Annotated in this window: 26 protein-coding genes and 1 tRNA gene; 21 read left to right on the top strand and 6 right to left on the bottom strand. The window is 48.7% G+C overall.

The genetic code is table 11. From position 1 onward, the window contains the following. Positions 1-52: 52 nt before the first annotated feature. Together O6P33_RS05940 and O6P33_RS05945 are read right to left on the bottom strand one after the other, a co-directional pair. Positions 53-715 (bottom strand): response regulator, encoded by a 663-nt coding sequence (locus tag O6P33_RS05940; protein ID WP_269819284.1) that lies wholly within the window; start codon positions 713-715, stop codon positions 53-55. Between the two features lie 31 nt (positions 716-746). Continuing rightward, positions 747-1,295: a PQQ-dependent catabolism-associated CXXCW motif protein gene (locus O6P33_RS05945; protein WP_269819285.1), complete on the bottom strand. Its 549-nt coding sequence runs from the start codon at positions 1,293-1,295 to the stop codon at positions 747-749. A gap of 280 nt (positions 1,296-1,575) precedes the next feature. On the opposite strand from O6P33_RS05945, the gene O6P33_RS05950 reads away from it, so the two are divergent. Further along, positions 1,576-2,289: a sensor histidine kinase gene (locus tag O6P33_RS05950; RefSeq protein ID WP_269819286.1), complete on the top strand. Its 714-nt coding sequence runs from the start codon at positions 1,576-1,578 to the stop codon at positions 2,287-2,289. Beyond that, positions 2,286-2,933 carry a response regulator transcription factor gene (locus O6P33_RS05955; RefSeq protein WP_269819287.1) on the top strand — a complete coding sequence of 216 codons (648 nt, stop codon included), beginning with the start codon at positions 2,286-2,288 and terminating at the stop codon, positions 2,931-2,933. Before O6P33_RS05950 ends, O6P33_RS05955 begins: the two co-directional genes overlap by 4 nt. A gap of 42 nt (positions 2,934-2,975) precedes the next feature. Here the strand turns inward: O6P33_RS05955 and O6P33_RS05960 are convergent, their stop codons facing one another. Both O6P33_RS05960 and exaA read right to left on the bottom strand, forming a co-directional pair. Further along, a complete protein-coding gene (locus O6P33_RS05960) occupies positions 2,976-3,614 on the bottom strand; it encodes a pentapeptide repeat-containing protein (RefSeq protein WP_269819288.1) in 639 nt (212 codons plus the stop codon). Positions 3,615-3,686: 72 nt separating this feature from the next. Beyond that, complete coding sequence (gene exaA / locus O6P33_RS05965; protein ID WP_420094980.1) at positions 3,687-5,561, bottom strand: quinoprotein ethanol dehydrogenase; 1,875 nt, start codon at positions 5,559-5,561, stop codon at positions 3,687-3,689. Between the two features lie 299 nt (positions 5,562-5,860). Between exaA and pedF the strand changes: the two genes are divergently transcribed. The 13 genes from pedF to O6P33_RS06030 all read left to right on the top strand — a co-directional run bounded on the left by pedF (position 5,861) and on the right by O6P33_RS06030 (position 19,148). Beyond that, positions 5,861-6,298 (top strand): cytochrome c-550 PedF, encoded by a 438-nt coding sequence (gene pedF, locus O6P33_RS05970; protein ID WP_269819290.1) that lies wholly within the window; start codon positions 5,861-5,863, stop codon positions 6,296-6,298. 198 nt (positions 6,299-6,496) lie between these two features. Further along, complete coding sequence (locus O6P33_RS05975) at positions 6,497-7,249, top strand: quinoprotein dehydrogenase-associated SoxYZ-like carrier (protein WP_269819291.1); 753 nt, start codon at positions 6,497-6,499, stop codon at positions 7,247-7,249. A gap of 97 nt (positions 7,250-7,346) precedes the next feature. After that, a complete protein-coding gene (locus O6P33_RS05980) occupies positions 7,347-8,273 on the top strand; it encodes a quinoprotein relay system zinc metallohydrolase 1 (RefSeq protein WP_269819292.1) in 927 nt (308 codons plus the stop codon). A gap of 238 nt (positions 8,274-8,511) precedes the next feature. After that, positions 8,512-10,032 carry an aldehyde dehydrogenase family protein gene (locus O6P33_RS05985; RefSeq protein WP_269819293.1) on the top strand — a complete coding sequence of 507 codons (1,521 nt, stop codon included), beginning with the start codon at positions 8,512-8,514 and terminating at the stop codon, positions 10,030-10,032. Between the two features lie 338 nt (positions 10,033-10,370). Then, entirely contained in the window at positions 10,371-10,442 is a 72-nt protein-coding gene (pqqA, locus tag O6P33_RS05990) for a pyrroloquinoline quinone precursor peptide PqqA (RefSeq protein ID WP_269819474.1), read from the top strand. Positions 10,443-10,514: 72 nt separating this feature from the next. Next, a complete protein-coding gene (gene pqqB, locus O6P33_RS05995) occupies positions 10,515-11,429 on the top strand; it encodes a pyrroloquinoline quinone biosynthesis protein PqqB (RefSeq protein WP_269819294.1) in 915 nt (304 codons plus the stop codon). A 9-nt stretch (positions 11,430-11,438) separates the two neighbouring features. After that, positions 11,439-12,191: a pyrroloquinoline-quinone synthase PqqC gene (pqqC, locus tag O6P33_RS06000; RefSeq protein ID WP_269819295.1), complete on the top strand. Its 753-nt coding sequence runs from the start codon at positions 11,439-11,441 to the stop codon at positions 12,189-12,191. Beyond that, positions 12,188-12,466: a pyrroloquinoline quinone biosynthesis peptide chaperone PqqD gene (gene pqqD / locus O6P33_RS06005; protein ID WP_269819296.1), complete on the top strand. Its 279-nt coding sequence runs from the start codon at positions 12,188-12,190 to the stop codon at positions 12,464-12,466. Before pqqC ends, pqqD begins: the two co-directional genes overlap by 4 nt. Beyond that, positions 12,438-13,589 (top strand): pyrroloquinoline quinone biosynthesis protein PqqE, encoded by a 1,152-nt coding sequence (gene pqqE / locus O6P33_RS06010; protein WP_269819297.1) that lies wholly within the window; start codon positions 12,438-12,440, stop codon positions 13,587-13,589. Before pqqD ends, pqqE begins: the two co-directional genes overlap by 29 nt. Positions 13,590-13,595: 6 nt before the next feature. After that, entirely contained in the window at positions 13,596-15,494 is a 1,899-nt protein-coding gene (locus O6P33_RS06015; RefSeq protein ID WP_269819298.1) for an alpha/beta hydrolase family protein, read from the top strand. 215 nt (positions 15,495-15,709) lie between these two features. Further along, a complete protein-coding gene (gene ercA, locus O6P33_RS06020) occupies positions 15,710-16,873 on the top strand; it encodes an alcohol dehydrogenase-like regulatory protein ErcA (RefSeq protein ID WP_269819299.1) in 1,164 nt (387 codons plus the stop codon). Further along, positions 16,857-18,587 carry a NahK/ErcS family hybrid sensor histidine kinase/response regulator gene (locus O6P33_RS06025; RefSeq protein ID WP_269819300.1) on the top strand — a complete coding sequence of 577 codons (1,731 nt, stop codon included), beginning with the start codon at positions 16,857-16,859 and terminating at the stop codon, positions 18,585-18,587. The genes ercA and O6P33_RS06025 overlap by 17 nt, the downstream gene beginning before the upstream one ends. A 261-nt stretch (positions 18,588-18,848) precedes the next feature. After that, the gene (locus O6P33_RS06030) at positions 18,849-19,148 is read left to right on the top strand and encodes a hypothetical protein (protein WP_269819301.1); all 300 of its coding nucleotides are present in this window, start codon (positions 18,849-18,851) and stop codon (positions 19,146-19,148) included. Positions 19,149-19,187: 39 nt separating this feature from the next. Here O6P33_RS06030 and O6P33_RS06035 read toward each other — a convergent pair. Next, positions 19,188-19,264 (bottom strand) — tRNA-Met (locus O6P33_RS06035). 48 nt (positions 19,265-19,312) lie between these two features. Further along, complete coding sequence (locus O6P33_RS06040) at positions 19,313-19,843, bottom strand: DUF2062 domain-containing protein (protein WP_269819302.1); 531 nt, start codon at positions 19,841-19,843, stop codon at positions 19,313-19,315. Between the two features lie 139 nt (positions 19,844-19,982). Here O6P33_RS06040 and O6P33_RS06045 point away from each other — a divergent pair, with 139 nt between their 5' ends. From O6P33_RS06045 to kdsB, 6 genes are all read left to right on the top strand, one after another. Further along, a complete protein-coding gene (locus tag O6P33_RS06045; protein WP_269819303.1) occupies positions 19,983-22,217 on the top strand; it encodes a DNA internalization-related competence protein ComEC/Rec2 in 2,235 nt (744 codons plus the stop codon). Positions 22,218-22,292: 75 nt separating this feature from the next. Further along, positions 22,293-22,925 carry a MotA/TolQ/ExbB proton channel family protein gene (locus O6P33_RS06050; protein WP_269819304.1) on the top strand — a complete coding sequence of 211 codons (633 nt, stop codon included), beginning with the start codon at positions 22,293-22,295 and terminating at the stop codon, positions 22,923-22,925. After that, positions 22,922-23,347 carry an ExbD/TolR family protein gene (locus O6P33_RS06055; protein ID WP_269819305.1) on the top strand — a complete coding sequence of 142 codons (426 nt, stop codon included), beginning with the start codon at positions 22,922-22,924 and terminating at the stop codon, positions 23,345-23,347. Before O6P33_RS06050 ends, O6P33_RS06055 begins: the two co-directional genes overlap by 4 nt. Then, positions 23,347-24,351: a tetraacyldisaccharide 4'-kinase gene (gene lpxK, locus O6P33_RS06060; protein WP_269819306.1), complete on the top strand. Its 1,005-nt coding sequence runs from the start codon at positions 23,347-23,349 to the stop codon at positions 24,349-24,351. Before O6P33_RS06055 ends, lpxK begins: the two co-directional genes overlap by 1 nt. 10 nt (positions 24,352-24,361) lie before the next feature. Further along, positions 24,362-24,544 carry a Trm112 family protein gene (locus O6P33_RS06065; RefSeq protein WP_269819307.1) on the top strand — a complete coding sequence of 61 codons (183 nt, stop codon included), beginning with the start codon at positions 24,362-24,364 and terminating at the stop codon, positions 24,542-24,544. Positions 24,545-24,548: 4 nt separating this feature from the next. Beyond that, positions 24,549-25,313, top strand: a complete 765-nt coding sequence (gene kdsB / locus O6P33_RS06070; RefSeq protein WP_269819308.1) for a 3-deoxy-manno-octulosonate cytidylyltransferase — start codon at positions 24,549-24,551, stop codon at positions 25,311-25,313. The last annotated feature ends 2 nt before the right edge of the window (positions 25,314-25,315 follow it).

Raw genomic sequence — 25,315 nt, forward strand, 5'->3', positions numbered from 1 at the left:
AAGAGTGCCTTCTGTGAGCTGGTTGAGAAGTTTTGCGGTATGAGTGAGAAACTTAGCGGCGCAGATAAGTGGAGAAGTCAATATCGCCAATAGAAAGAATTGCTTGCACACGGTTATGCACATTGAGCTTTCTTAAAATGGCGGAAACATGGGCTTTTACTGTGGTTTCGGCAATATCTAAGTTGTAAGCAATTTGTTTGTTTGACTCGCCTTTGGCCATACGCTCAAGTACTTGCAGCTGTTTACGGGTTAAAGCTTGGAGGAGCTCTGGTGCAATAGTGGCTTCGCGGGGAGTACGTCGAGTGTTGGATTGTTCTGAGCGAATAATATCTGCTGGTAAGTACACGTGTCCATTAAGGACTTGCTCAATGGCTTCGGTCATCTGTTCACGCGGCGTGGACTTGGTAATAAAGCCTACAGCGCCATAGGTGATGGCTTGCAACACAATATGCTTATCTTGTTCCGCAGAGACAATAACCACGGGTATGGTAGGGGCTTCATTGCGTAATGTCATTAAACCATTGAGACCGCTCATCCCAGGCATGTTTAAGTCTAAAAGAATTAAATCTAAGTTGTCTTGTTCGGTCGCGAGCAGCAGGGTGCTATCTAAATCTGCGGTTTCGATAATAGTGCAGCCTGGGAATCCGGAGCGAATAACATTACAAATCGCTTCGCGAAATAGAGGGTGGTCGTCAGCGATTAAGATGTTGTACATGGCTTTTAGTCTCGTTTTTATAATATATAAGTCACGGCAAGGGGATTGGCTGCGCCGGCTCTAATGGCAAGTTAGCTTGCTTCCAGCCATCGACACCGTCGCGTAACCAATAGAGGTTACTGTAGCCTAGGTGATGAGCGCGCTTAACTGCATTCCAGCCCAACCAGCAGTCTGATCGGCAATAAAAAACAATAGGGTGAGCTTTGTTACCAGCAGTGGCCTGCTCTAAAGACGTTTGGCAGTATGCCATCCATTGTTTGTTAAGCGAACCATCGCCGCAGTTGGCCAGCCATAAGCTATTGGGTATGTTGTTGTGCTCATCTTGGCGGATGAAGTGACCACGGAGCCAAGGGTTACGGTACACATCAATTAAAACCACCTCAGGCTGCTTTTTTTGTAGAGCAAGCAACTGCTGTGGGTTAATGGTGTTTGCTAGCTCATGAAAGTTAGGCGTTGGACTGCGATACAGCGTGCTGCGGTAGCCTTCTGAATTAAATAAGTCACTTTGCTCGGCGTAGCTACAGGTCACCCCTAGGGAGATTAAAGTTATGACGAGTGCTGTACAGACTGATTTAAGCATACTGAGCCCCAATAGCGTTTCTTTTATTAAAGGGAAAATGAGTGCCATTGGGAATGATACATTGTGCTGCTTGGCGTACTACTAAAGTGCTGGTTTTTGTGTAACTGCTGGCAGGTCTGGAGATAGGGTGAGAGCAGTTATAGCTAAAAATATAAGTATAAGTATGAGTATGAGTATGAGGCTATACAGGAAAGTAGCAGTGAGGCAGTACCAAGGTAGGAGGATGTTGGCTTAGGCCACTGATTAGCATGGTGGTAGGAAAATTTCCCGAGGAATAGCCATGGGCCAGTCAGAGCCATATACAACAGTGCAGAGCCGAAAATTAGTAACGCAGTTGCAAGTGATGCGTGCAGAAAAAGCGCAATTAAGTCAGGCTTTAATTCACCTACAAGATGCTGAACGCTGCCGTCTTGGACAAGCTTTGCATGATGATCTTGGACAGTATATTACGGCGCTGCGAGCGCAGGTTAGACTCCTGCAATTGTTTGCCGAGCAACCGGAGCAAGTGCAGAGTATAGCGCAATGCTTAGAGCAGCAAGCAAGCCATCTGCAGCAAAGTTTTCGTGCTGTAGTTCATGACTTATACCCAGTGCAATTGGAGCACTTAAGTGTGTTGCAGTTGTTGCAGTTGTTGCAGCAACAGTGGCAAGCGCAGAGTGCGCTGTGTATCCGTGTGCATCAGTTAGGGGTGTTGCCAGAATTGAGCTTGGCCACTAAGCAGCAACTGTATCGTTTACTGCAAGAAGCATTGTGTAATGCGCGTCAGCATGGACAAGCCACTCATGTGCATGTGTGGCTGCAGTATAAGCAGCAGGCTTGGCGCATATTGTTACGTGACAACGGCAGAGGCGGTGTGCTTGCGCAAGCTGGTGTTGGCTTGCACTCTATGGCTGCGCGTGCGCAAGCTATGCAGGCTCAGTTTTATACCCGTCCTCGGGTTATGCGCGGTTGGTCGTTGTACTTGTGTGCGCCGCTGCTGAGAGGTGAACAATGAAAATTCTGCTAGTGGATGATCATGCGGTGGTGCGGCAAGGTTATGCCAGTCTATTGCAAGCCTATTTTCCTGACGTGCAGATTGGGCACGCCAGCAGCGGTGAGGAGGCTGTGCAGTTGGTGCCGGCTTTTATGCCAAGGTTGGTGGTGATGGATATTGGTCTGCCGGGGATCAGTGGGCTAGAAACCTGTCGTCGCTTGTGTCAGCGTTTACCGCAGTTGCCGGTTTTGTTCTTTAGTATGCATGATGAGCTCATGTTGGTACGTCAAGCATTGGATGCTGGTGCTGCCGGCTATATCAGTAAGAACGTAGCACCTGAGGTGTTGATTGAGGCGGCACGTCGAGTGTTGTCGGGGCATATGTATATTGAGCAAAGCATAGCTACGCAAATGGCTTGTCATAAATCATCAGTAGGGGCTATTGATCCGCGCTTGCAAAGCATGACTCCACGCGAGATGGAGGTTTTTGTCATGCTAGCGAGGGGTTTGCCTACTCGGCAGATTGCAGAGAATCTTTGTATCAGTAGCAAGACGGTATCCAACTACATGACTTTACTAAAGCAAAAGTTGCAAGTGAGATCCCATGTTGAGCTGGTACATTTAGCCATTGATACCGGTGTGTTGCGTATTGGTGAGGCAAGCTAATAATCATTGTAGTGGACTATTAGCTTGCGCAAAGGTGGGGTTTTACCAGTCCAGTGGGCATGCGGTGCAGCCTTCCATAAACGTACCTAAAAAGGTCGCATAGTGACGGCGAGCATTGGTCATATTCGCTTTGGCCATATTGGCCTCGCTCATCTTTGACTCTTGCATGTTGGCATCAATAAAAGTGGCTTTGCGCAAGTCACTTTTATTCAGCCAAGCCATTTCTAAATTAGCGGCATTAAAATTAGCGCTGGGGAGTTTGGAGCCAGAAAAACGGGCGAAATCTAAATTGGCGGCATTAAAGTCAGTTTTTTTACCTTCGGCTCCTTGGCCCATTAAAGCCCAACCATTAATGGCGGTGAAGTTGGTTTTGTCTAGCTTAGCACCGCGGATACTGGCTTGTTGTAAGCTAGCGCGAGTGAAGTTGGCACCGCTGAGGTTAGCGCCGTTGAAGGTGGACAGGTCGAGTTGTGCGTGACGCAAGTTGGCACCGGATAAGTCCGCATCATTAAAGTTGATTTTGCGCAGATCCATATTGCTGAGGTCAGCGTTGCGTAAGTCCATTCCAGCACAGTTACTGCTAGGGGCAAGCTTGCAACCGTTGATGGTTGTCACCTCTTGGTTGGCCCAAACTGCAGTGCTGATCACTAAGGATAAAACCGATAAAAGATAGCGTTGCATACAAATGTACCTCTAAAAACCGTTGCTGTGCGAACACAGCAACGGTGAGTGTGAAGTGATAGCCGTTAGTTATTAATTACTATCCCACTCTGGTAATTTGAACACCCAGAATGAACCGCCCTGTGCTACAGGTTTGGTTAGTTCCGCCATATCGCCGCCCCACAATGGAACTGCGCCACCGTAACCTGAGGTTACACCGATGTACTGTTCGCCATCCAATTCCCATGTTACAGGTGGTGAAATAACGCCACTACCAGTCTGGAACTTCCATAATTCTTTACCGGTTTTAGCATCAAAGGCTTTGAGGAAGCCATCGCTGGTGCCAGTGAAGACAAGGTTGCCCTTAGTAGCTAGCACGCCAGCCCACAGCGGTAGTTTTTCTTTATGCTCCCAAGCCACTTCGCCTGTGGTTGGGTTCATCGCACGTAAGATGCCTACGTGATCATCAAATAAACGCTTGATACGGAAGCCTTGACCGAGATAAGCGGAGCCTTTTTTATAGGATACTTCTTCAGTCCAGTAGTCTTCTTTCCAGTGGTTAGCTGGTACATAGAACAAGCCTGTGTCTTGACTGTAAGCCATAGGGTTCCAGTTTTTACCACCTAAGAAGGGTGGTGATACTTCCACTGATTTACCGCGTGTCTCACCGGGCTCAGGCTTAGGTGGTCGCTGACCTTCAACTTCAACAGGGCGGCCAGTTTCTAAATCAATATGTGAAGCCCAGGTGATACCGTCAACAAATGGGAAGGCGTTTTTCAGCTTACCGTTGTTGCGATCCACGACATAGAAGAAGCCGTTACGGTCAGCGTGTGCTGTGGCTTTAGTCTTCTTGCCGTTTTTGTCTTTGTAGTCAAATAGAACCAGCTCGTTGTTACCTGAGAAGTCCCACGCATCGTTTGGCGTGTGCTGGTAGAACCATTTCACTTCACCCGTGGTGGCATCAACGCCCACTTGACCTGAGGTGTAAAGGCTATCGAAATCTTTTGGATCGCCACCGTCAGCGGTACGCTCCCAACCATTCCATGGTGCAGGGTTACCTGAGCCGATGATAATAGTGTTGGTTTCCTCATCAAAGCTGGCACTCTGCCAAGGTGCACCACCACCTTGACTCCAGGCTTCTTTTTTACCGGTAGGGTGATTTGGATCATCCGGCCATGACGGGGCTTTAATATCACCAGTTGGTGTGCTGTCTTTACCGTTTAAGCGCCCCATATGACCTTCAACGAATGGACGCATCCAGACTTCTTCACCGGTATCAGGGTCGCGCGCAAAGAGTTTGCCGACCACACCGAACTCATCACCTGAGCTGCCGTGAATCAACAGTACTTTACCAGTTTTGGCATCTTTGGCCATCGTTGGCGCACCCGTCATGGTGTAACCGGCGGCGTGATCACCGAATTTTTTATTCCAGACCACTTTACCGGTGTCTTTATTCAGCGCAACAACGCGCGCATCGAGTGTACCGAAGAACACTTTATCGCCGAAAATCGACACGCCACGGTTTACAACGTCACAGCAAGGACGGATATCATCCGGCAGGCGGTGACTGTAGTTCCATAAGCGCTCACCGGTTTTGGCATCCAGTGCCCATACGCGAGAGTAAGAACCGGTTACGTAAATAACACCGTCGTGAATCACCGCTTGTGATTCTTGGCCGCGTTGTTTTTCATCACCAAAAGAGTAAGTCCAGGCAGGCGTCAGCTTGAAGACGTTTTCTGAGTTGATCGTGGTGAGAGGGCTGTAGCGTTGCGCATTGGTACCCATACCGTATTGCAGTACGTTACTGGTGTTGACATGGTCTTGCGCAATGTCCTCCCAAGTTACGGGTTTGGCGAAGCTTAGGTTAGCGCTAATTAGTGTGGCGCTTAGAATTAGGCCCTTGACGGCAAGGGCTAAGGGCTTGGCAGAGCTGGGTGATTGTCTTGTTATCATTGCTTTACTTCCCATAGGTTGCATATTGTGAGTCTTGCGTCAGTAGACTGCGCATTGACGGCATCCATGTTGGGAAAGAACGGGTCTAAAGAATACGGAAAAATTCCCGTTGGTGGCGGGAAAAGTTCCCAGTCGGTGGCTTATTTGGCAGTGCTTCTAAAACCAGTATTTTGTAGACCTTTGCATCTAATACTAAGGGTGTGGTTCTCGACAACTAAAGCAGCGTTCTCCTTAGCGCGCAGCATTTTTACCATTCAGGCAGTGTTCAAACTTTCTAGCGAACATCCTTGCGTACTACATAAATGGTGAAAATGATGAATAAGAAAAATGCGCTATTCGGGGCTTTAATTGCAACCGCTTTAGGTTTCTCAGCAACAGCTTATGCGCACGGTGACATGGTGCCGCAAAGCGTTGATACCGCAGGGCTGCCATCATTGGGTGAAGAGTGGCTCGATAGCAATCCATACCGCGCTCCAAGCGAGCTGAATGCTAAAGCCGTTGAAATTGGTGACTCTGCTTATAACCAAAACTGTGCCCGTTGCCACGGCCTTGAGGCTATGTCTGGTGGTATTGCTCCAGACTTGCGTTTGCTGCAGCCCAATGAAAGCGATGATGAGTGGTACAAGGAGCGTGTGATTAATGGTGCTGTACGTAATGGCGCCGTGTATATGCCGAAAATGGCAGAGCATATTAGCCAAGAGGCGCTGTGGGCCATTCGTACTTACATTGAGAGCCGTGCTGAGTTGCAATAATGTGCTAGGGCGAGCGTTTTTTGGTTGAAAGTGCTGATCTAGCCTTGCCTTGCGAATGGGTTCAAATCGCCCTAGCAAGGCTTTATAAGCGAAAGCCTTAACGCACTGTTAAGCGCAAGGCTCTCTCCTTGTTACCTTTTAAGTTTGCAGTGTTTTCAGGCTTCTCAGTGACTGTTAGGTTATTGAATAGGAGTACCTATGAAACAGCAGTTTGTTTGTGCTTTGGTGTTATTTTTGCTCAGCAATTTGGCGCTGGCCGTAGAGGGAGATCCACAACCTTCGGTAATGTGGGAGTATTTTCATCAGCGCTTGTTGAATAACGCTGACTTTGTCTTTGATGAGCGAGTTAAAGTGATGGTGCCACCTTTTGCTGAAGATGCGCGGCAAGTTCCCGTAGAGGTGGATGCGCGAGCTCTGCCGGGTAAAGTCAGTGAAGTGATGGTTTGGGCTGAGCTTAATCCTATTCCGCAAATTTTGAATTTGTATCCAAGTGCTGAGTTAGAAAAATTCTTAGCTGTGCGAATTCGTGTTGAGCAAGCCACTCCGATTCGAGCTGCTTTTTTAATGGACGATGGCGTTTGGTATGTGGGATCGGCGCGAATTGAGGCCGCCGGTGGTGGCTGTAGCGCACCCAGTCTAGTGCGTGCTGAAGAGGGTTGGGAGAAGCGTTTAGGTCAGGTGTTTGGTGCGCGCTTTCCTGTCGGTGATAGCAGCCGTTTGCGTTTAAGGGTTTTGCATCCAATGGATAATGGTTTGGTAGGTTCTATCCCAGAGTTTTATGTCAATCAAGCAGAACTTCGTGATGCGGGTGGTAAGGTGTTGGCGCGTCTCGATTTGTTTTCTGCCGTCAGTGAAAACCCAACCATTACTTTGCATGTGAAGGGGCAGCCGCGCACGCAGTGGTGGTTGCGCGATAATAATGGCAATGAGTTTACCGCACAAACTCCTTAGTTCTCCTGCGATACATAGGAGGGTTGCGACGAGCTTAGAGTGTTTGTTTTTGCTCAGGGTTTCGGTGGGTTGAAGAGTGAGATTTAGAGGTGATGCTATGCGTTGGTTGCTGCTTATAGTTTGGGGCTGGCTACTCAGCTCCAATGCTTTGGCTTCTTATGCTTTAAAGCCGGAAAAAATAGCCGAGAATACTTACATGGTAGAAGGGCTAACAGATGATTTTAGTGTGGAAAATGGCGGTAATGTGGTCAATAGCGCATTTATAATTACTGATGAGGGAGTGGTAGTTATTGATACGGGGCCATCTTTTGCTTATGGCAGAGCTTTGCGAGCTGCTATTGCTGCTGTTACCGAGCAACCGGTGGTGCAAGTTTTCTTAACCCATCACCACCCTGATCATGCTTTGGGGAATCAAGCATTTGCTGACGTGCCTATTGCCGCCTTGCAAGCAACTCATGAGCTGCTTGCAGAGCAGGGCGACCATATGGCGGAGAATATGTATCGAGTGGTTGGAGATTGGATGCGCGGTACCGAAGTGCAACTGCCAACCCACACTGTTGAGCCGGGGGTAGTCGATATTGGTGGTCATTCTTTGCAGCTGCTTGCTTTTACTGGTCATACGGGTGCTGATTTGGTGTTGCTGGACCTGCGAACAGGGGTGCTTTTTGCCGGTGATATGCTGTTCTATCAGCGGGCTTTAGCCACACCGAACAGTCCAAGTTTAAAAACATGGTTGGCTGACTTAGACCGTTTGCAAGCTTTGCCTTGGCAGGTTGTGGTTCCTGGGCACGGTCCTTTAGCAAAAGATAAGCAACCTTTTGTGCAAATGCGTGATTACCTTACATGGCTGGATAATGCTTTGCGTCAAGCTGCAGAGCAGGGCATGGATATGAACCAAGTGTTGCGTTTGCCTATTCCAGAGCAGTTTGCAACGATCAGTTTAACGCGCCACGAGTTGATTCGTACTGTCAGTCATCTATACCCACAGTATGAGCAGCAGCAATGGCAACGTATTGATCAGTAGTACAGGTGGCGATAAAAATCCCCGTTCAGTCGTAAGGTTGTAACGGGGATTTTTGTATCTGCTACTGTTATTGCTTTGATAGTGGCAGTGTGGTTTTTAGATGAGCGCATTCTATCTAGTTCTAAATGACTATATTTTTGCTGCGTTGGATGCATTTAGATGTAAGGGGTGGCTCGCTAATATCGAATCATCACCTGCCCGCGGTTGGCGCAGGCATTGAATAAATGAGGAAACTCTTATGATTTATGCACAACCAGGTACGCAAGACTCTTTACTGACAATCAAACCACGTTATGGCAACTATATTGGTGGTGAATTTGTCGCACCAGTGAACGGTGAGTATTTTACTAACACAACGCCTGTAACCGGTGCAGTTGCTGGTGAGTTTCCACGCTCAACAGCTGCTGACATTAACTTGGCTTTAGATGCGGCGCATGCTGCTGCACCAGCTTGGGGTAAAACCTCAGCGCAAGACCGGGCACGTATCCTATTGCGCATTGCAGATCGTATTGAAGAGAATCTTGAATTGTTAGCGGTAGCCGAAACGTGGGATAACGGTAAGCCTGTTCGCGAAACTTTGAACGCGGATATTCCATTGGCTGCAGATCATTTCCGCTATTTTGCGGGCTGCTTGCGTGCTCAAGAAGGTTCAGCTGCAGAAATCAATGAGCATACGGCTGCTTATCACTTCCATGAACCGCTGGGTGTCGTTGGGCAAATTATTCCATGGAACTTCCCGATTTTGATGGGTGCTTGGAAGTTGGCTCCAGCTTTGGCAGCAGGTAACAGTATTGTGTTAAAGCCTGCGGAGCAAACACCGCTGTCGATTACAGTACTCATGGAAGTAATTGGTGATTTGTTGCCAGCCGGTGTTTTAAACATAGTGCAAGGTTTTGGTCGTGAGGCGGGAGAGGCGTTAGCAACGAGTAAGCGTATTGCCAAAATTGCCTTTACTGGATCAACACCAGTCGGCTCGCACATTATGCACGCAGCTGCTGAAAATATTATTCCAAGCACAGTGGAACTGGGCGGTAAGTCACCGAATATTTTCTTTGAAGATATTATGAGTGCTGAGCCTGAGTTTATAGAAAAGGCTGCTGAAGGGCTGGTGTTGGCTTTCTTTAACCAAGGTGAAATCTGTACTTGTCCCTCACGTGCTTTAATACAAGAGTCTATTTACGAGCCATTTATGGCTGAAGTGATGAAGAAAATTAAGCAAATTCGTCGTGGTAACCCGCTGGACACCGAGACCATGGTGGGGGCGCAGGCATCTGAGCAGCAGTTTGAAAAAATTATGTCTTATATGGATGTGGCTGAGCAAGAAGGCGCCGAGCTGTTAACAGGTGGCAAAATTGAGCAACTGGAAGGTGATTTCGCTAGCGGCTATTACATTCAACCAACACTGTTGAAAGGCCACAATAAGATGCGCATCTTCCAAGAGGAGATTTTTGGCCCTGTGGTAGCGGTAACGACCTTTAAGGATGAAGCAGAAGCGCTTGAAATCGCTAATGATACCGAGTTTGGATTAGGTGCGGGCGTGTGGACCCGTGATATTAATCGTGCGTACCGCATGGGGCGCGGTATTCAAGCAGGACGAGTGTGGACGAACTGCTACCACCTGTATCCAGCTCATGCAGCCTTTGGAGGTTATAAAAAGTCTGGTGTTGGACGTGAAACCCATAAGATGATGTTAGACCACTATCAGCAGACGAAAAACTTGCTGGTGAGCTACGACATTAACCCGTTGGGCTTCTTCTAAGTTTGTAAGGCTGGTGCCGCTGGCTGGTTCTAGTGGCACCAAGAGGCCTCTGAGCTATGTTGTTTTGTATGGTGCTACTTATCGACGGTACGATTAGGTTCTGCTTATGGTAACCCCCCTTTCCTAGAGTCTATTCTTTTTTGTCGAAACGCAGTCAATTGGCTGCGTTTTTTTTTGCCTGAAAACTGCTGCTGAGACGCTGTGATGTTGAAGAGTAAAAGCAGTGCGACCAATGGCAGCCAAAACCGGTTCCAAAGTACCGTTTTGTCTTATACCTAATAGCGCTATTAATAGAGGTGCCGGAATACACCGGTCTTTAACAAAAAGAGGAAACGACTATGTGGAATAAACCAACCTTTAATGATCTGCGTATTGGGTTTGAAGTGACGATGTACATCGCTAACCGTTGATACATCGTGCCCTTATGTTAATCGTTCAACGATCGAGCCCCAGTCCTACTGGGGCTACTAAGGAATAGAGTTATGTATATTCAAGTCTTAGGTTCAGCAGCAGGAGGTGGCTTTCCGCAATGGAACTGTAATTGCCATAATTGTCACGGTTTACGCAAAGGCACTTTGCGGGCAACACCGCGTACGCAGTCTTCAATTGCTATCAGTGATGATGGTGTGAACTGGATTTTATGTAATGCTTCGCCAGATATCCGTAGTCAGTTAGAGGCTTTTCCTGCACTGCAACCAGCGCGCCAAGCACGCGATACTGCGATTGCAGGCATTATTTTACTCGACAGCCAAATTGACCATGTCACGGGGTTATTAACTTTGCGTGAGGGCTGTCCTCATGATGTGTGGTGCACTGAGATGGTGCATCAAGACCTGACCTCTGGGTTTCCTGTTTTTAATATGCTGGCGCATTGGAATGGTGGACTTAAGCACCGTTTGATTGCGCTGGATGGCCAGCCCTTTACTGTACCTGCCTGCCCAGGATTAAGTATCACTGCTATTTCCTTGCGCAGTAATGCGCCACCGTACTCACCGCGTCGTGATGATCCACACCCTGGTAACAATATTGGCTTGTTGATTGAAGATACTCGCAGCGGTAAAAAACTTTTCTATGCGCCTGGTCTGGGAGAGATGGACGCAGAGCTGGCACAAATGATGAGTAGTGCTGATTGCTTATTAGTTGATGGCACTGTTTGGCAAGATGATGAAATGCAGGCGAGAGGTGTCGGTGGCAAGCTTGGCAGTGAAATGGGGCATTTGGCACAAATAGGTGCTGGCGGCATGTTGGATGTCTTAGCTCAGTACCCAGAAGCCCGTCGTATTTTAATTCATATCAATAACACCAACCCTATCCTAGATGAGGACTCCACCGAGCGTGCGCAAGTAGAAGCAGCTGGTGTGGAAGTTGCTTATGACGGAATGAGTATCGAGCTTTAGGAGCCTGTGATGAGCCAGCAAGCAATGACCCCAGAGCAATTTGAGCATGCGCTGCGTGGCAAAGGGGATTATTACCATATTCATCACCCTTATCATGTTGCTATGCACACTGGGCAAGCGACCCGTGAGCAAATTCAGGGGTGGGTGGCAAACCGCTTTTATTATCAAATCAGTATCCCCATGAAAGATGCTGCCATTATGGCTAACTGCCCTGATCGAGCGGTTCGGCGGGAGTGGATTCAGCGCATTTTAGATCATGATGGTGCGCCCGGTGAGGATGGTGGAATTGAGGCGTGGTTACGTCTGGCTGAGTCAGTTGGCTTGGATCGTGCGCAGGTGTTATCCGGTGAGCTGGTATTACCTGGCGTGCGCTTTGCTGTGGATGCTTATGTTAACTTTGCTCGCCGTGCCAACTGGCAGGAGGCGGCCAGTAGTTCTTTGACTGAGCTTTTTGCCCCGCATATTCATCAGTCACGCTTAGATGCTTGGCCACAACATTATCCGTGGATTGATGCTCGTGGTTATGAATACTTCCGTAAGCGTCTTAGTGAAGCGCGGCGGGATGTTGAGCACGGTTTGCAAATCACTTTACAACACTACACTACTAGGGAAGCACAGCAGCGCATGCTGGCAATCTTGCAGTTTAAGCTGGATGTACTGTGGAGCATGTTAGATGCCATGAGTATGGCGTATGAGCTTAAGCGTCCACCGTACCATACGGTAACTGATCAGCGTATTTGGCATACAGGGCTAGGGCTATGAGCATTATCAATCTGGAGCTGTGCCCACGTATCCGGCGTGGTTTTCGCTTGCAATGGGAGCCTGCACAAAGCTGCCATGTATTGCTGTATCCAGAAGGAATGATTCAGCTCAATGACAGTGCTGCACATATTTTAAAGTTGGTTGATGAGCAGCGCAGTGTCGCGCAAATTATTTCCCAACTGCAAGAACAGTTTCCTGATGCGCCAGACTTAAGTGATGACGTTTTAGCCTTTATGGAGGTGGCCTATGCAAAGTTTTGGCTTGAACCCTGCTAATCAGCATATACAAAGCCCACCTTTATGGTTACTGGCTGAGCTGACTTATCGCTGTCCTTTGCAGTGCCCCTATTGCTCTAACCCAGTGGACTTTGCCCGTAGTGGTGAAGAGTTGAGCACCGTGCAGTGGATCGATGTTTTTAAGCAGGCTAGGGCTTTAGGTGCTGCGCAGTTGGGGTTTTCCGGTGGAGAGCCACTTGTGCGCCAGGATTTGGCTGAGCTGGTTAAAGCTGCTCGTGATTTAGGTTTTTACACTAACTTAATAACCTCTGGAATTGGGTTAACTGAGCGTCGTATTACTGAACTAAGTGAGGCTGGTTTGGATCACATTCAAATCAGCTTTCAGGCCGCTGATGAAGAGGTCAACAATATGTTGGCCGGCTCGAAAAAAGCTTTCGCACAAAAACTAGCTATGGCCCGCGCCGTGAAAGCGCAGGGCTACCCCATGGTGCTTAACTTTGTGACACACCGTCATAATATTGATCGTATTGACCGCATTATTGAGCTTTGTGTTGAGCTCGATGCAGATTTTGTGGAACTGGCTACGTGTCAGTTTTATGGTTGGGCAGAGCTCAATCGCGCAGCTTTATTGCCCACCCGTGAGCAGCTTGAATATGCTGAGGGCGTTACGCAGCAGTGGCGAGAAAAATTAGCTGCGCAAAACCACCCTTGTAAACTGATTTTTGTAACTCCAGATTATTATGAAGAGCGCCCTAAAGCTTGTATGAGTGGCTGGGGCAGTTTGTTTTTAGATATCACCCCTGACGGTACTGCTTTGCCTTGTCACAGTGCGCGGCAGTTGCCTATTGAGTTTCCTAATGTGAAAGAGCATAGCGTGCAGCATATTTGGCAGGAGTCTTTCGGTTTTAATAAGTACCGTGGTTTTGAATGGATGCCAGAGCCTTGCCGCTCTTGTGATGAAAAAGAGCAGGACTTTGGTGGGTGCCGTTGCCAGGCATATATGCTCACAGGAGATGCCAGCAATGCTGATCCAGTGTGCAGTAAGTCTAAGCACCATGGCATTATTCTAGCTGCTCGTGAAGAAGCAGAGCAGGCGCCATTGGGCGTGGATAGCATGATTTTTCGTAATGAGAAAATGTCCAACATTATTATCAAGGGATGAATACAGATGCCTAAGCGGGAGACTTTTGTTGCAGGTTTCTGGCCCAGCACTTGGAGTGCAGAACAGGCTGCTGTGGCTGGACGTGAAATCAATGAATTAAAAGTCTCCCTGCATGGTGTTTTTTGGACGGTTTCAGATCCGTTAACTGGACAAACGAAGCTTTACCGCTATAACTCTGCGAAGCAGGATGGCGAACTGTTTACGCCTAAGGGCTTTTCGGTACGCAGCCGAGTGTATGAGTATGGCGGAGGCTCTTTTTGTTTAACCGAGCAAGGAGTCGTATTTACTAATGAAGTGGATCAGCAATTGTATCTGCAGACTTGGCAGGGGCTACCACAGGCTTTAACTGCACGCCATGAATGCCGCTATGCTGATATGCAGCTTGATTCTGTAACACAAACACTGATTGTTATAGAAGAAGAGCACAGCGAGCAAGAAGTGTTACATCGTTTAGTCCGTGTACCTTTAGTTTGTGAACAAAGCCAGCCGCTGCTAGTACCGCAGATTATAGTGCAAGGCAGTGACTTTTATGCTGCGCCACGAATCAGTCCGGATGGTCAGCGTCTACTCTGGGTGCAGTGGCAGCGCCCTGACCAACCTTGGACAAGAACTCAATTGTTCTGCGCCAAGCGTCAAAGTGATGGTGGATGGGGGGAAGCAGCATGTTTAGCTGGAGCTGACGGTAATGCTTCGATTCAGCAGCCGTTATTTGATCAAACCAACCGTGTTGTAGCGCTAAATGACCAAGCAGGTTATTGGCAGCCATGGCGTGAAACAACGGACGAAAAACTTGTCTCGTTAACTGGAGTTGATGCGGATTATGCTGGTGCACCTTGGCAGTTGGGTGGCTGTAATTACTTACCATTGCAGGGTGATCACTACTTAGTGAGTTGGTTTGCCGACGGTTTTGGCAAGTTAGCATTGTATTGCTTTGCTAAACAACAAGAGTTGCAGCAGTTGGCCACGGACTTCAGTCGATTACGTCATTTAGCAGCTGATGATGATCACTTCTATTGCATTGCTGGGCACTCAAGTCAAGGCAGCGCGGTGCTGGCCATTGACCGCCACAGCGCAGAAGTTAAGGTGTTGAGCCAGCTGGCTATAGACTTGCCGGAAACGGAAATATCCAAGCCTCAGGCATTGTATTTTTCAAGCAGCCATGATGAAGCAGTGCACTGTTTTTTTTACGCGCCGCACAATACGCAGCACCATTTGTCTAACCAAGAGCGGCCACCGTTGGTGGTGTTTTTGCATGGTGGACCAACCTCTGCTTGTTATCCTGTTTTTGATCCGCGCATACAGTTTTGGACGCAACGAGGTTTTGCTGTTGCGGATTTAAATTACCGAGGCAGCACGGGGTTTGGTCGTAAGTATCGTCAGCGTTTAGAGCAGCAGTGGGGCATTTTAGACGTTGAGGACATATGTGCCTTGGTACAATATTTAATTGATACTGACAGAGTTGATGCCGAGCATCTTTTTGTTCGAGGTGCTAGTGCAGGGGGCTATAGTGCACTGTTGGCAATTGCTGCTAGTCAGTATTTTGCTGCCGCGGCAAGCTTGTACGGTGTTAGCGATCCAACTGCTTTAAATAAAGTGACCCATAAGTTTGAAGGGGATTATTTGTCTTGGCTGCTAGGTGGGGTAGAACAACTTTCTGCGCGAGCACCATTAGCGCAAATACAACGGATACAAACTCCAGTGATTTTTTTTCAAGGTGGGCGAGATGTAGTTGTAGTCCCTGAGCAAACTATAACTATGGTGCAGGCTTTAACTGAGCAGGGCGTAGCGGTTGAGTGCCATTTGTACCCTGATGAGGGGCATGGTTTTCGTCAAGCAAGGCATTTGGCTGAAGCGTTGGCTTTAGAATTATCTTTCTATCAGCGTACTTTTTCTGTTGTCAGTTAAAGAGAAGCTTTAAGTGCTTTATAATCTGTATGCATAGACCCTTGGCTAGTGTTTAAAGCATGGGCTTAGCGATAACCTAATAAAAATCAGATAAGTTACAAAACCTCATTTAAAATCAAGTAGATAAGATTTTTAGGTGTGCTATTTGCTGGTATAACACTTTTTTGTATAAAACTGCCTGCTTCAATCAACCCATAATAATAAGACGAGTAATTATGAAACGGTCAATTAGCGAACTGCGCAAGTTTGTATCGCCAGAAATTGTTTTTGGTGCCGGTTGTCGCCATCGTGCTGGGCATTTTGTGAGCACGTTTGGGGCAGCTAAAGTTTTGATTGTGTCTGATCCTGGGGTGCAAGCTGCCGGGTGGGTTACTGATATTGAAGAAAGCCTGCAAGAGCAGGGTATTGATTACCATCTCTTTACAGAGGTTTCACCGAACCCCAGAGTGGAGGAGGTGATGCATGGCGCAGAAACTTATAAGCTACATAACTGTACCGCGATTGTTGCTATTGGCGGTGGTAGTCCAATGGATTGTGCGAAGGCCATTGGTATTGTCGCTGCCCATGGGCGCAGCATTTTAGAGTTTGAGGGAGTGGATACTATTCGACTGCCCAGCCCACCATTGATTTTGATTCCCACGACAGCAGGCACTTCTGCAGATGTCTCGCAGTTTGTGATTATTTCTAATCAGCAAGAGCGCATGAAGTTTTCTATTGTCAGTAAAGCTGTGGTGCCAGATGTCGCATTGATTGATCCAGAAACTACGCTCACTATGGATCCGTTTTTGGCAGCCTGTACTGGTATTGATGCTTTGGTACATGCCATTGAGGCTTTTGTATCTGTTGGTAGCGGCCCACTGACGGATACTCATGCTTTAGAAGCGATGCGTTTAATCGGCGGAAACTTGGTGGAGATGATCGCTAACCCACATGATATAGCGCTACGAGAACAAATTATGCTGGGCAGTATGCAGGCTGGGCTGGCGTTTTCGAATGCGATTTTGGGCGCAGTGCATGCAATGTCGCACAGTCTAGGTGGTTATTTAGATCTACCCCATGGGCAGTGTAATGCTGCATTGGTTGAGCATGTTGTGGCCTTTAATTACAGCTCTGCACCAGATCGATTTAAAGTGATTGCGCAAACATTAGGAATTGATTGTCGTGGGCTCACCAGTGAGCAAGTGCGCACCCGCTTAGTCAATCATTTGATTGAATTTAAGCAGGCAGTAGGTTTTCATGACAGCCTTGGTGAATGTGGGGTTAACCGCGCTGACATACCGTTTTTATCTCGCCATGCCATGACCGATCCCTGTATTTTAACGAATCCTAGAACCTCCAATCAGCGTGATATGGAAGTGGTCTATGCCGAAGCCCTCTGACAATACTCTAGCTGGTTTGCTGGGGCTTAGTGAGCAGTCATCCCGTAAAAGTCACTACCGTGAATTATTACAGCAACTGGACGAAGTAGAGCGTGAGCGTAACCGTTATAAATGGCTGTTTGAGCACGCCACGTATGGGATTTTTCAAGCGCAAATTAATGGTGGGTTTCGGGCAGTTAATCCAGGTTTGGCAAATATGCTTGGTTACGTCAGTGTTGCAGAATTGCTTGCGAATACTGGGCCTAGTGCACCAAGTTTGTTTGTTGGTGGTATTAAAGAAGTGCAAAGTATTCGTGCGGAGTTGCTGCAGAAAAATATTGTGCGCGGTTATGAAACACGCTTGTTGTGTAAAGACGGAAAGCCCCTTGATGTCTTGATGAATATTTTACTTAAAGATGATGAGCCTGGTGTTTTAGAGGGGTTTGTGGCTGATATTTCTGAGCGTAAAAAAAACCAAGAACGTTTGGAAAAGCTTAATCAAAGCTTAGAGCGCCGTGTGGCTGAGCGTACTCGAGAGCTGCAGTTAAGTAATGAAGATCTGCAGGAAGAAATCACTTGTCATGAGCAAGTTAAGCTGGCTTTACGTGAGGCGAAAGAAGTTGCAGAGGCGGCCAATCGAAGCAAAGACAAGTATTTGGCTGCGGCCAGTCATGATTTGTTGCAGCCGTTAAATGCTGCGCGATTACTGATGTCGTCATTGCGTGAGCGACAGTTGCCTGCTGCAGAACAGCATTTACTCGAACGTGCCCACATGGCGCTGGAGGGAGCAGAGGATTTGCTTGCGGATCTATTGGATATTGCTCGCTTAGATCAGGCAGCGGTAACTCCATCGCTATCAGCGTGCTCCATTCGAGATATGTTTAGCGCATTGGTGTCAGAGTTTGAACAGGTAGCATTAGCTGAGGGATTACGCTTAACGTTTTTTTCGTCTTCCCTTTATGTCTATACCGACTACCACTTGTTGACGCGCATTGTGCGTAATTTACTGAGTAATGCTTGTCGCTATACGGGTTCTGGACGTGTTTTTTTAGGTGTTCGACGACGTGGTAATAAGGTGCGTATAGAGGTTTGGGATACGGGGCCAGGCATTGCTAAAGATCAGCAGGAGTCAATCTTTCAAGAGTTTAATCAGGTTGATACAAACCATCAAAGTGGCCGTAAAGGCGTTGGGCTTGGCCTGGCTATTGTGGAGCGTATAGCCGCTGTATTGGGCGCGAATATTGAGTTGCGCTCGCAGCTTGGGCGAGGCTCTTGCTTTAGTATTGAGGTGCCGTTAAGCAGCGAAGCCAAATATGAGAAAAAAACTCTAGAAACAAGCCCAGCAATGGTGCATAGCTTTGCTGGGCAGCGGGTATTAGTGATTGATAATGAGCCAGAGATTTTACACAGCATGGCCGTGCTTTTAACGCAGTGGGGTTGTGAAGTTCTAGTTGCTGAAGATTATAGGGCTGCAATTGTAGCGCTGGAGGAGCAAGCGCCTAGTTTATTAATCGTGGATTTGCACCTCAATTGTGGTGTGACTGGTTTGGCTGTCGCGGAGCAGCTGCGTGCTGACTTTGCGAAAAATATTCCAGCAGTGCTAATTACTGCCGATTACACGGATGAAGAGCAAGCACTGCGCAAGCGACTGGGGATTCCTTTGCTAACCAAGCCTGTACGACCGGGTAAGTTACGCGCAACTATGGCACACCAACTTAAGTCTGGTCGTAGTTAACGAGGCAGTCACTGGGTATTGGGATTACTACAAGCCTGGCAGCCCCTACAGTAGTTAACTTATGCAGGGTAGGGCTTACATTAGCAAAGCGATAGTGTATAAATTATCGTGTGCAATGCGATTTTTTTGACGTTATCCAAAGGAAAGACTACAGGCATTTAAAAGCCCTAACTCGTAAAAGTTTAAGGCTTTTGAATTTGTTGGTGTAAGCAGGATTTGCATTTGTGACGGTTATGAGTCCAGTAAAAAATAAAAAGACAGGTGCCTTTTAGCAATCACCTCGAAGACTTTATAAAAAGCGACGCAATTAATCCGCTCACCGCAAGCCCGATCCCCAAAATAAACGCCGTTTGCACGCCAGCGGACAATGAAATGCTAGCCATGGATGGCGCTAGTGGATCTGCAACCTTACTCAAGAAACTGTTTTGCGACGCAGACATTATGGTGATCGCCAAAGCGGTACCAATCGAGCCTGATACTTGCATCAAGGTGTTTACCATGGCAGTGCCGTATGAATACAGGCTTTTTAGACGATTTTTAAGCAAGGAATTACAGGCATAAAAAAAGCCCTAACTCATTGAAAGTTAAGGCTTTTGAATGTGGTTGCGGAAGCAGGATTTGAACCTACGACCTTCGGGTTATGAGCCCGACGAGCTACCAGACTGCTCCATTCCGCGCCGATAAGTATACGCAGATTCTGAGAAGTGTCAAAACTTATTTTAAAATCAATCGTTTAGGCGTGAGTTGCGCAGTTTTATGCGTTTTTTCCAGCTGCGGTTGACCCACCAGCGCCAGTATAAAACTGTGCAGCTATAACCCACTGCAGCAAGAATCAGTCCCATCACAATGGAACCCGCATATAAAGGCTGCCAATGGGTGGTGGTGACTTCTAAAATCCAGCTGAGCGTCATTTTGTCGGGGAACTCAATAGCTGGCGTGTTAAGCAACCAAGAGCCTAACTTGTAGTTGACATAAAACACCGGCGGCATGGTGATAGGATTCGTCAGCCAAACTAAGCCAACAGAAATAGGTAGATTAGCGCGCATAGGGATTGCTAATAAAGCCGCGGCAAACATCTGCATCGGCATTGGGATCATCGCCCAAAAGAAACCCACAGCAACTGCACGGGCCACTGAATGACGGTTCAGGTGCCACAGGTTTGCATCATGGATAAGGCTGCCCAAAAAACGTAACGATGGATTGTTTTTTAGTTTTTCCGGGTCAGGCATGTAGCGTTTAAATAGTTGACGGGGCATGAATCTTCTCTGGCGTGCTAAAGCTAGTCTATTATGCATCTTATTCGAGGGCGGTGCTGTTACAGGGTGTGACAAAAGTCTTAGAAAACAGTGAATTGATAAGAATATGTGTTTGCAAATGCTACAAGGAGGTAGTGCTGTGCAAATATCCATAATCGCTTTGATTGTTGGCTTGCTGAGTTTGCGCGTCATGCCGTGGTTGCCAAGTATATTTTGGCTGCTATCGGGGCTGCTGGTTGCGTTGTTGTTGCTACGCACGCGCTTGCATCTTTTCGGTTTCTTTTTGTTGGGGCTGTGTTGGGCGTGTTTAAGTGCGCAGTGGGCGTTAGATGATCAGCTTGCTGCAGCATTAGATGGGCGCACTTTGTGGATTACTGGGACAGTTGTAGGTTTGCCTGAATGGCCAGTTGTGCAAGGGCAACCCCCAACTGTGCGTTTTGAATTGGACGATGCGGTTTCCCGTCGAGCACAACTGCCGCGACGCATACGTGTGTCTTGGCGTACCCCAGCAGAGCCTGTGAAAGCGGGGCAACGTTGGCGCTTAGCGGTGCGCTTAAAACGTCCTGATGGCTCTCTCAATCCTTATGGCTTTGATTACCAAGCTTGGCTGCTGGCTAAACGTATTGGGGCTACAGGCTCGGTTAAAGCGGGTCAGCTGGTTGCGCAGGGGCAGGGTTTAGATCATTGGCGTGAGCAAGTCAGAGCGCGTATTCAGCGCTATGCACCAGAGCCCGCGCAAGGCCTGATGACGGCTTTAATCTTGGGTGATGGCTCGGGTTTAAGCGCAGAGCAGTGGCAAACATTACAAGCTACCGGCACTGTGCACCTTATGGTGATTTCAGGTCAGCACATCAGTTTAATTGCCGCGGTGGCCTATGCTGTGGTTTTTTGGTTGATGCGTTTGGGTTGGTGGCCGCAGCGCGTGCCCTGGTTGCCAGCTGCTTGCGTGCTTTCGATATCGGCGGCGTTAGCCTATGGCACTTTTGCCGGCTTTGCCGTGCCAGTGCAGCGCGCGTGCATCATGGTGATGGTGGCTTTACTTTGGCGTTGGCATTTTCAGCATTTAAGTGTGTGGATAGCGTTTTTAATTGCTTTAGCAGTGGTGCTAATTTATGAGCCTTTAGTGGTTTTGCAGGCTGGCTTTTGGTTGTCATTTACTGCGGTGGGTGCGTTGATACTGGCGTTTGCAGCACGCTTGGGACCGTGGCGCTGGTGGCATATGGTAGGGCGCACACAATGGGTTGCAGCAATTGGTCTTGCCCCTTTTTTGCTGGCTTTGAGTTTGCCGGTGAGCTTGATGGGACCGCTGGCAAATATTTTTGCGGTGCCGTGGTTGAGCTTGCTGGCGCTGCCTTTAACCTTATTGGGCGCGTTGCTATTGCCTTGGCCAAGTCTTGCGAGCTGGGTTCTCAGTGCGGCAGCTTGGTGTTTAACTGCTATGTTTGCTGGCTTGGATTGGTTTGCGCAAGGTTGGCCGGTCTGGCAGGGCAGCGGGGTAACGGTGGCGGCGCTGCTATTAGCTGTGTTGGGAGTGCTGTGCTGGTTGTTGCCACGGCCCCTGTTACCGCTGCTCGCAGGGTTGCTGCTTTGCTTGCCGCTGCTTAAACCGAGTAAAGAAGTGGTTGCAGATGGGCAAGCGCAGGTGTGGGTGCTGGATGTGGGGCAAGGGCAAGCAGTTTGGGTGAGAACTGCGCAGCACAGCCTAATGTATGATGCCGGCCCTTTTATGGCAGGGTTTGATGCCGGCGAACGCATCGTGGTGCCGGTGTTACGCGGTTATGGCCAGACTGGTTTAGATGAGTTACTGATTTCTCATGCAGATGCCGATCATGCCGGTGGCGCACAGGCGATTTTGGATGCAGTGGAGGTTAAGCGAGTGGTCAGCGGTCAACCAGCAGAGCATCCACCAAGCTTTGCTGCACAAGATTGTCGAGCTGAGCAGTGGCAGTGGGATGACGTTTGGTTTTGGCGTTGGCAGTGGCATAACGCGAAAGACAGTAATCAAAAGTCCTGCGTGCTGCTGATTGTTGCGCAAGGCGAGCGTTTATTGTTGACCGGTGACTTGGATGCTGCTGGTGAAGCAGCATTACTAGCCGACTGGCCATGGTTGCAAGTTGATTGGTTGGTGGCTGGGCACCATGGCAGTCGTACTTCCACTTCGCGCCGTTTTGTACAGGCCATTGCCCCGCAGTATGCGTTAATTTCCCGTGGCAAACACAACAGTTATGGGCATCCGCACCCGCAAGTGTTGGCAAATTTGCAGCGTGAACAGGTGCGTATTTATGATACGGCGCATGATAAAGCGGTGCAGATTTACTTAGGGCGCTACAGCGAGCCAAGCAGTATGGCTAGGCAATTGCGCTTTTGGCGTTAAAATGAGAACCATAGCGTTCGGTGTCCGCCTTAGGCTGTGCTAAAGTTAGCAAAATTTATTGCTGGAGTAGTTATTGTGTGGGAACTGATCAAGTCAGGCGGCTGGATTATGCTGCCTATTGTGGTGTGCTCAATTATTGCAGTTGCCATTGTTGCTGAGCGTTTATGGACCTTGCGCCCATCACGTATCAGCCCGCCACATTTACTCGGCCAGGTTTGGCGCTGGGTGCAAGACAAGCAAATGGATAGCAATAAGTTTAGCGAGTTACGGGCAGGGTCGCCGTTGGGGCAGATTCTTGCTGCTGGGCTGGCCAATTCACGCTACGGCCGTGAAATGATGAAAGAAAGTATTCAAGAGGCTGGCGCTAAAGTGGTCAATGAGCTTGAGCGCTATTTAACACCGCTGGGCACTATTGCAGCAATTACGCCTTTACTGGGTTTGCTGGGTACGGTATTGGGGATGATTGAAATCTTCGGTGCCTTTATGGGCTCAGGTATGGCCAATGCGCCACAGTTGGCTGGTGGTATCGCCAAGGCGCTGGTGACCACTGCAGCGGGTTTATTTGTGGCAATTCCAGCCATGTTTTTCCACCGTTTCTTGCAGCGCCGTGTCGATGAGCTGGTGGTTAACATGGAGCAAGAAGCGATTAAGTTGGTAGAAGTGGTGCAAGGTGATCGTGAGGTTGAGCTAAATGGTGATAAAGCGTGAGATTCCCTCGTAAGCCCCGTGAACCGGTTGATATTAATCTAGCACCGCTGATTGATGTGGTGTTTATCTTGCTGTTGTTTTTTGTGGTGACCACCACCTTTACCCGAGAAACGCAGCTTAAAGTTGATTTGCCTGAGGCGGTTAGCGGTACGCCGCCGGAAGCTGCAGTTAAAGCACCTTTAGAAATTTTAGTCGCTGTGGATGGCTCTTTTGCTTTAAATGGAAAAAGCTTGGCCAGCAATGATTTGACCGCGTTAATGGAAGCCTTGCGGGTTGAGTCAGGTGGCGATCAAAGCCTGCCAGTGATGCTTAGTGCCGATGCAAAAGCGCCGCACCAGGCTGTAGTTACCGCCATGGATGCTGCTTCGAAGTTGGGCTTTGCGCAGCTGCGCATTACCACTGTTGAGGCGCAAGCCGAGTAGTGAAGTTAAGTGAGCGCTTGCAGCAAGCTTGGTATCGCGGACATCCAGCTTTGGCTGTGTTATGGCCGCTGGAGCAACTGTACCGCTGGGTAGTGTTGCGTAAGCGCGCGCGCTTTATTGCTGGTCAGAGTGAGACGTATCGAGCGCCAGTTCCGCTGGTGGTGGTGGGCAATATCACTGTAGGCGGCACTGGGAAAACCCCGTTAATTCTTTGGCTGATCGACTACTGCCGAGCGCAAGGCTTGCGTGTGGGTGTGGTCAGCCGTGGTTATGGTGCGCGGCCGCCGCATTTACCTTGGACCGTTAGCGCAAGCGACTCTGCCGAACATGCCGGCGACGAGCCTTTGCTGATTGTGCAGCGCACAGGAATCCCGCTGGTTATTGCTCCGCAGCGTGCTCAGGCGGTGCAGCAGTTACTCGCTGAGCAGTCGGTTGATCTGATTTTATCTGATGATGGCCTGCAGCATTATGGCTTAGCCCGAGATTTAGAGTTGGTGCTGATTGATGACGCACGCGGTTTAGGCAATCAGCGCTGCTTGCCGATGGGGCCTTTGCGCGAGCCTGCTGAGCGCTTGGAAACAGTGGATGCGGTACTGTTTAACGGTGCTACAGCCGACACTAATAGCGGCTTTGCCATGCAGCTGCAGCCCACCGCGTTGGTGCATGTGCGCAGTGGCCGCCGTGAGCCGTTAAGTTATTTTCCTAAGCAGCAAAAAATGCATGCCGTGGCCGGTATAGGTAACCCGCAGCGTTTCTTCAAGACGCTGGAGGGGTTAGACTGGCAGCCAATCGCTCATGCCTTTGCTGATCATGCCGAGTTTACTGCGCAAGATTTACAGTTTAGCGATGACCTACCAGTGTTAATGACGGAAAAAGATGCGGTGAAATGCCGTGCTTTTGCTGCGGATAATTGCTGGTATTTACAAGTGGCCGCGCAGCCATCGCCAGCATTTAGCCGCTGGTTTGCTGAGCAGCTCAAGCGTTTATTACCTGAATCGTTGTGAGGATATGCTGATGGACCCGAAACTTTTAGATATTTTAGCCTGCCCTTTGTGTAAAAGTGCCGTGCAACTCAACGACGAAAAAACTGAGCTGTGGTGTAAGGCCGATGGTTTGGCTTTTCCTATTCGTGATGATATTCCGGTGATGCTGGAAACCGAAGCGCGTACTTTAAGCAACGACGAGCGTTTGGATTAATAGCATGACTCAAGCTTTTAGTGTGGTGATTCCTGCGCGTTTTGCCTCGACGCGCTTTCCTGGTAAACCGCTGCAAGATATTGCCGGTATGTCGATGATTCAGCGGGTTTGGCTGCAAGCGCAAAAAAGTGCTGCGCAGCAAGTGGTGATTGCCACGGACGATCAGCGGATTTTTGCTGAATGCCAGAGCTTTGGTGCGCAGGTGCTGATGACCCGCGATGATCATGAGTCCGGCACTGACCGCTTAGCTGAGGTTGTAGCCCAGTTAGCGCTACCCAGTGATGCGATTGTGGTCAATGTGCAGGGCGATGAACCATTGATTCCACCGGCAGTGATTAATCAAGTTGCTGAAAACCTCGCGCAGTATCAGCAAGCAGCGATGGCAACTTTAGCCGAGCCCATAACCGATCTGGCCAGTGTCTTGAATCCAAATGTGGTGAAAGTCAGCACTGATGTGCAGGGCTATGCTTTGACCTTTAGTCGTGCGCCTTTGCCCTGGCCACGTGATGCCTTTGCTAAAAGCCAAAGCGAAATGCCAGTTGGCGTAGATTTTCGTCGGCATATTGGTATTTATGCTTACCGGGCCGGTTTTTTAGCCGATTTTGTCGCTTGGGGACCCTGTGCGCTTGAGCTCACAGAATCCCTGGAGCAGTTGCGCGCTTTATGGAATGGGGCGCGTATTCATGTGGCTGATGCTGTTATAGCACCGCCAGCAGGCGTTGATACGCTGGAAGATTTGCAGCGTGTGCGACGTTTTTTTGAGGAGTAATA

Source organism: Denitrificimonas caeni (assembly GCF_027498055.1).
GTDB lineage: Bacteria > Pseudomonadota > Gammaproteobacteria > Pseudomonadales > Pseudomonadaceae > Denitrificimonas.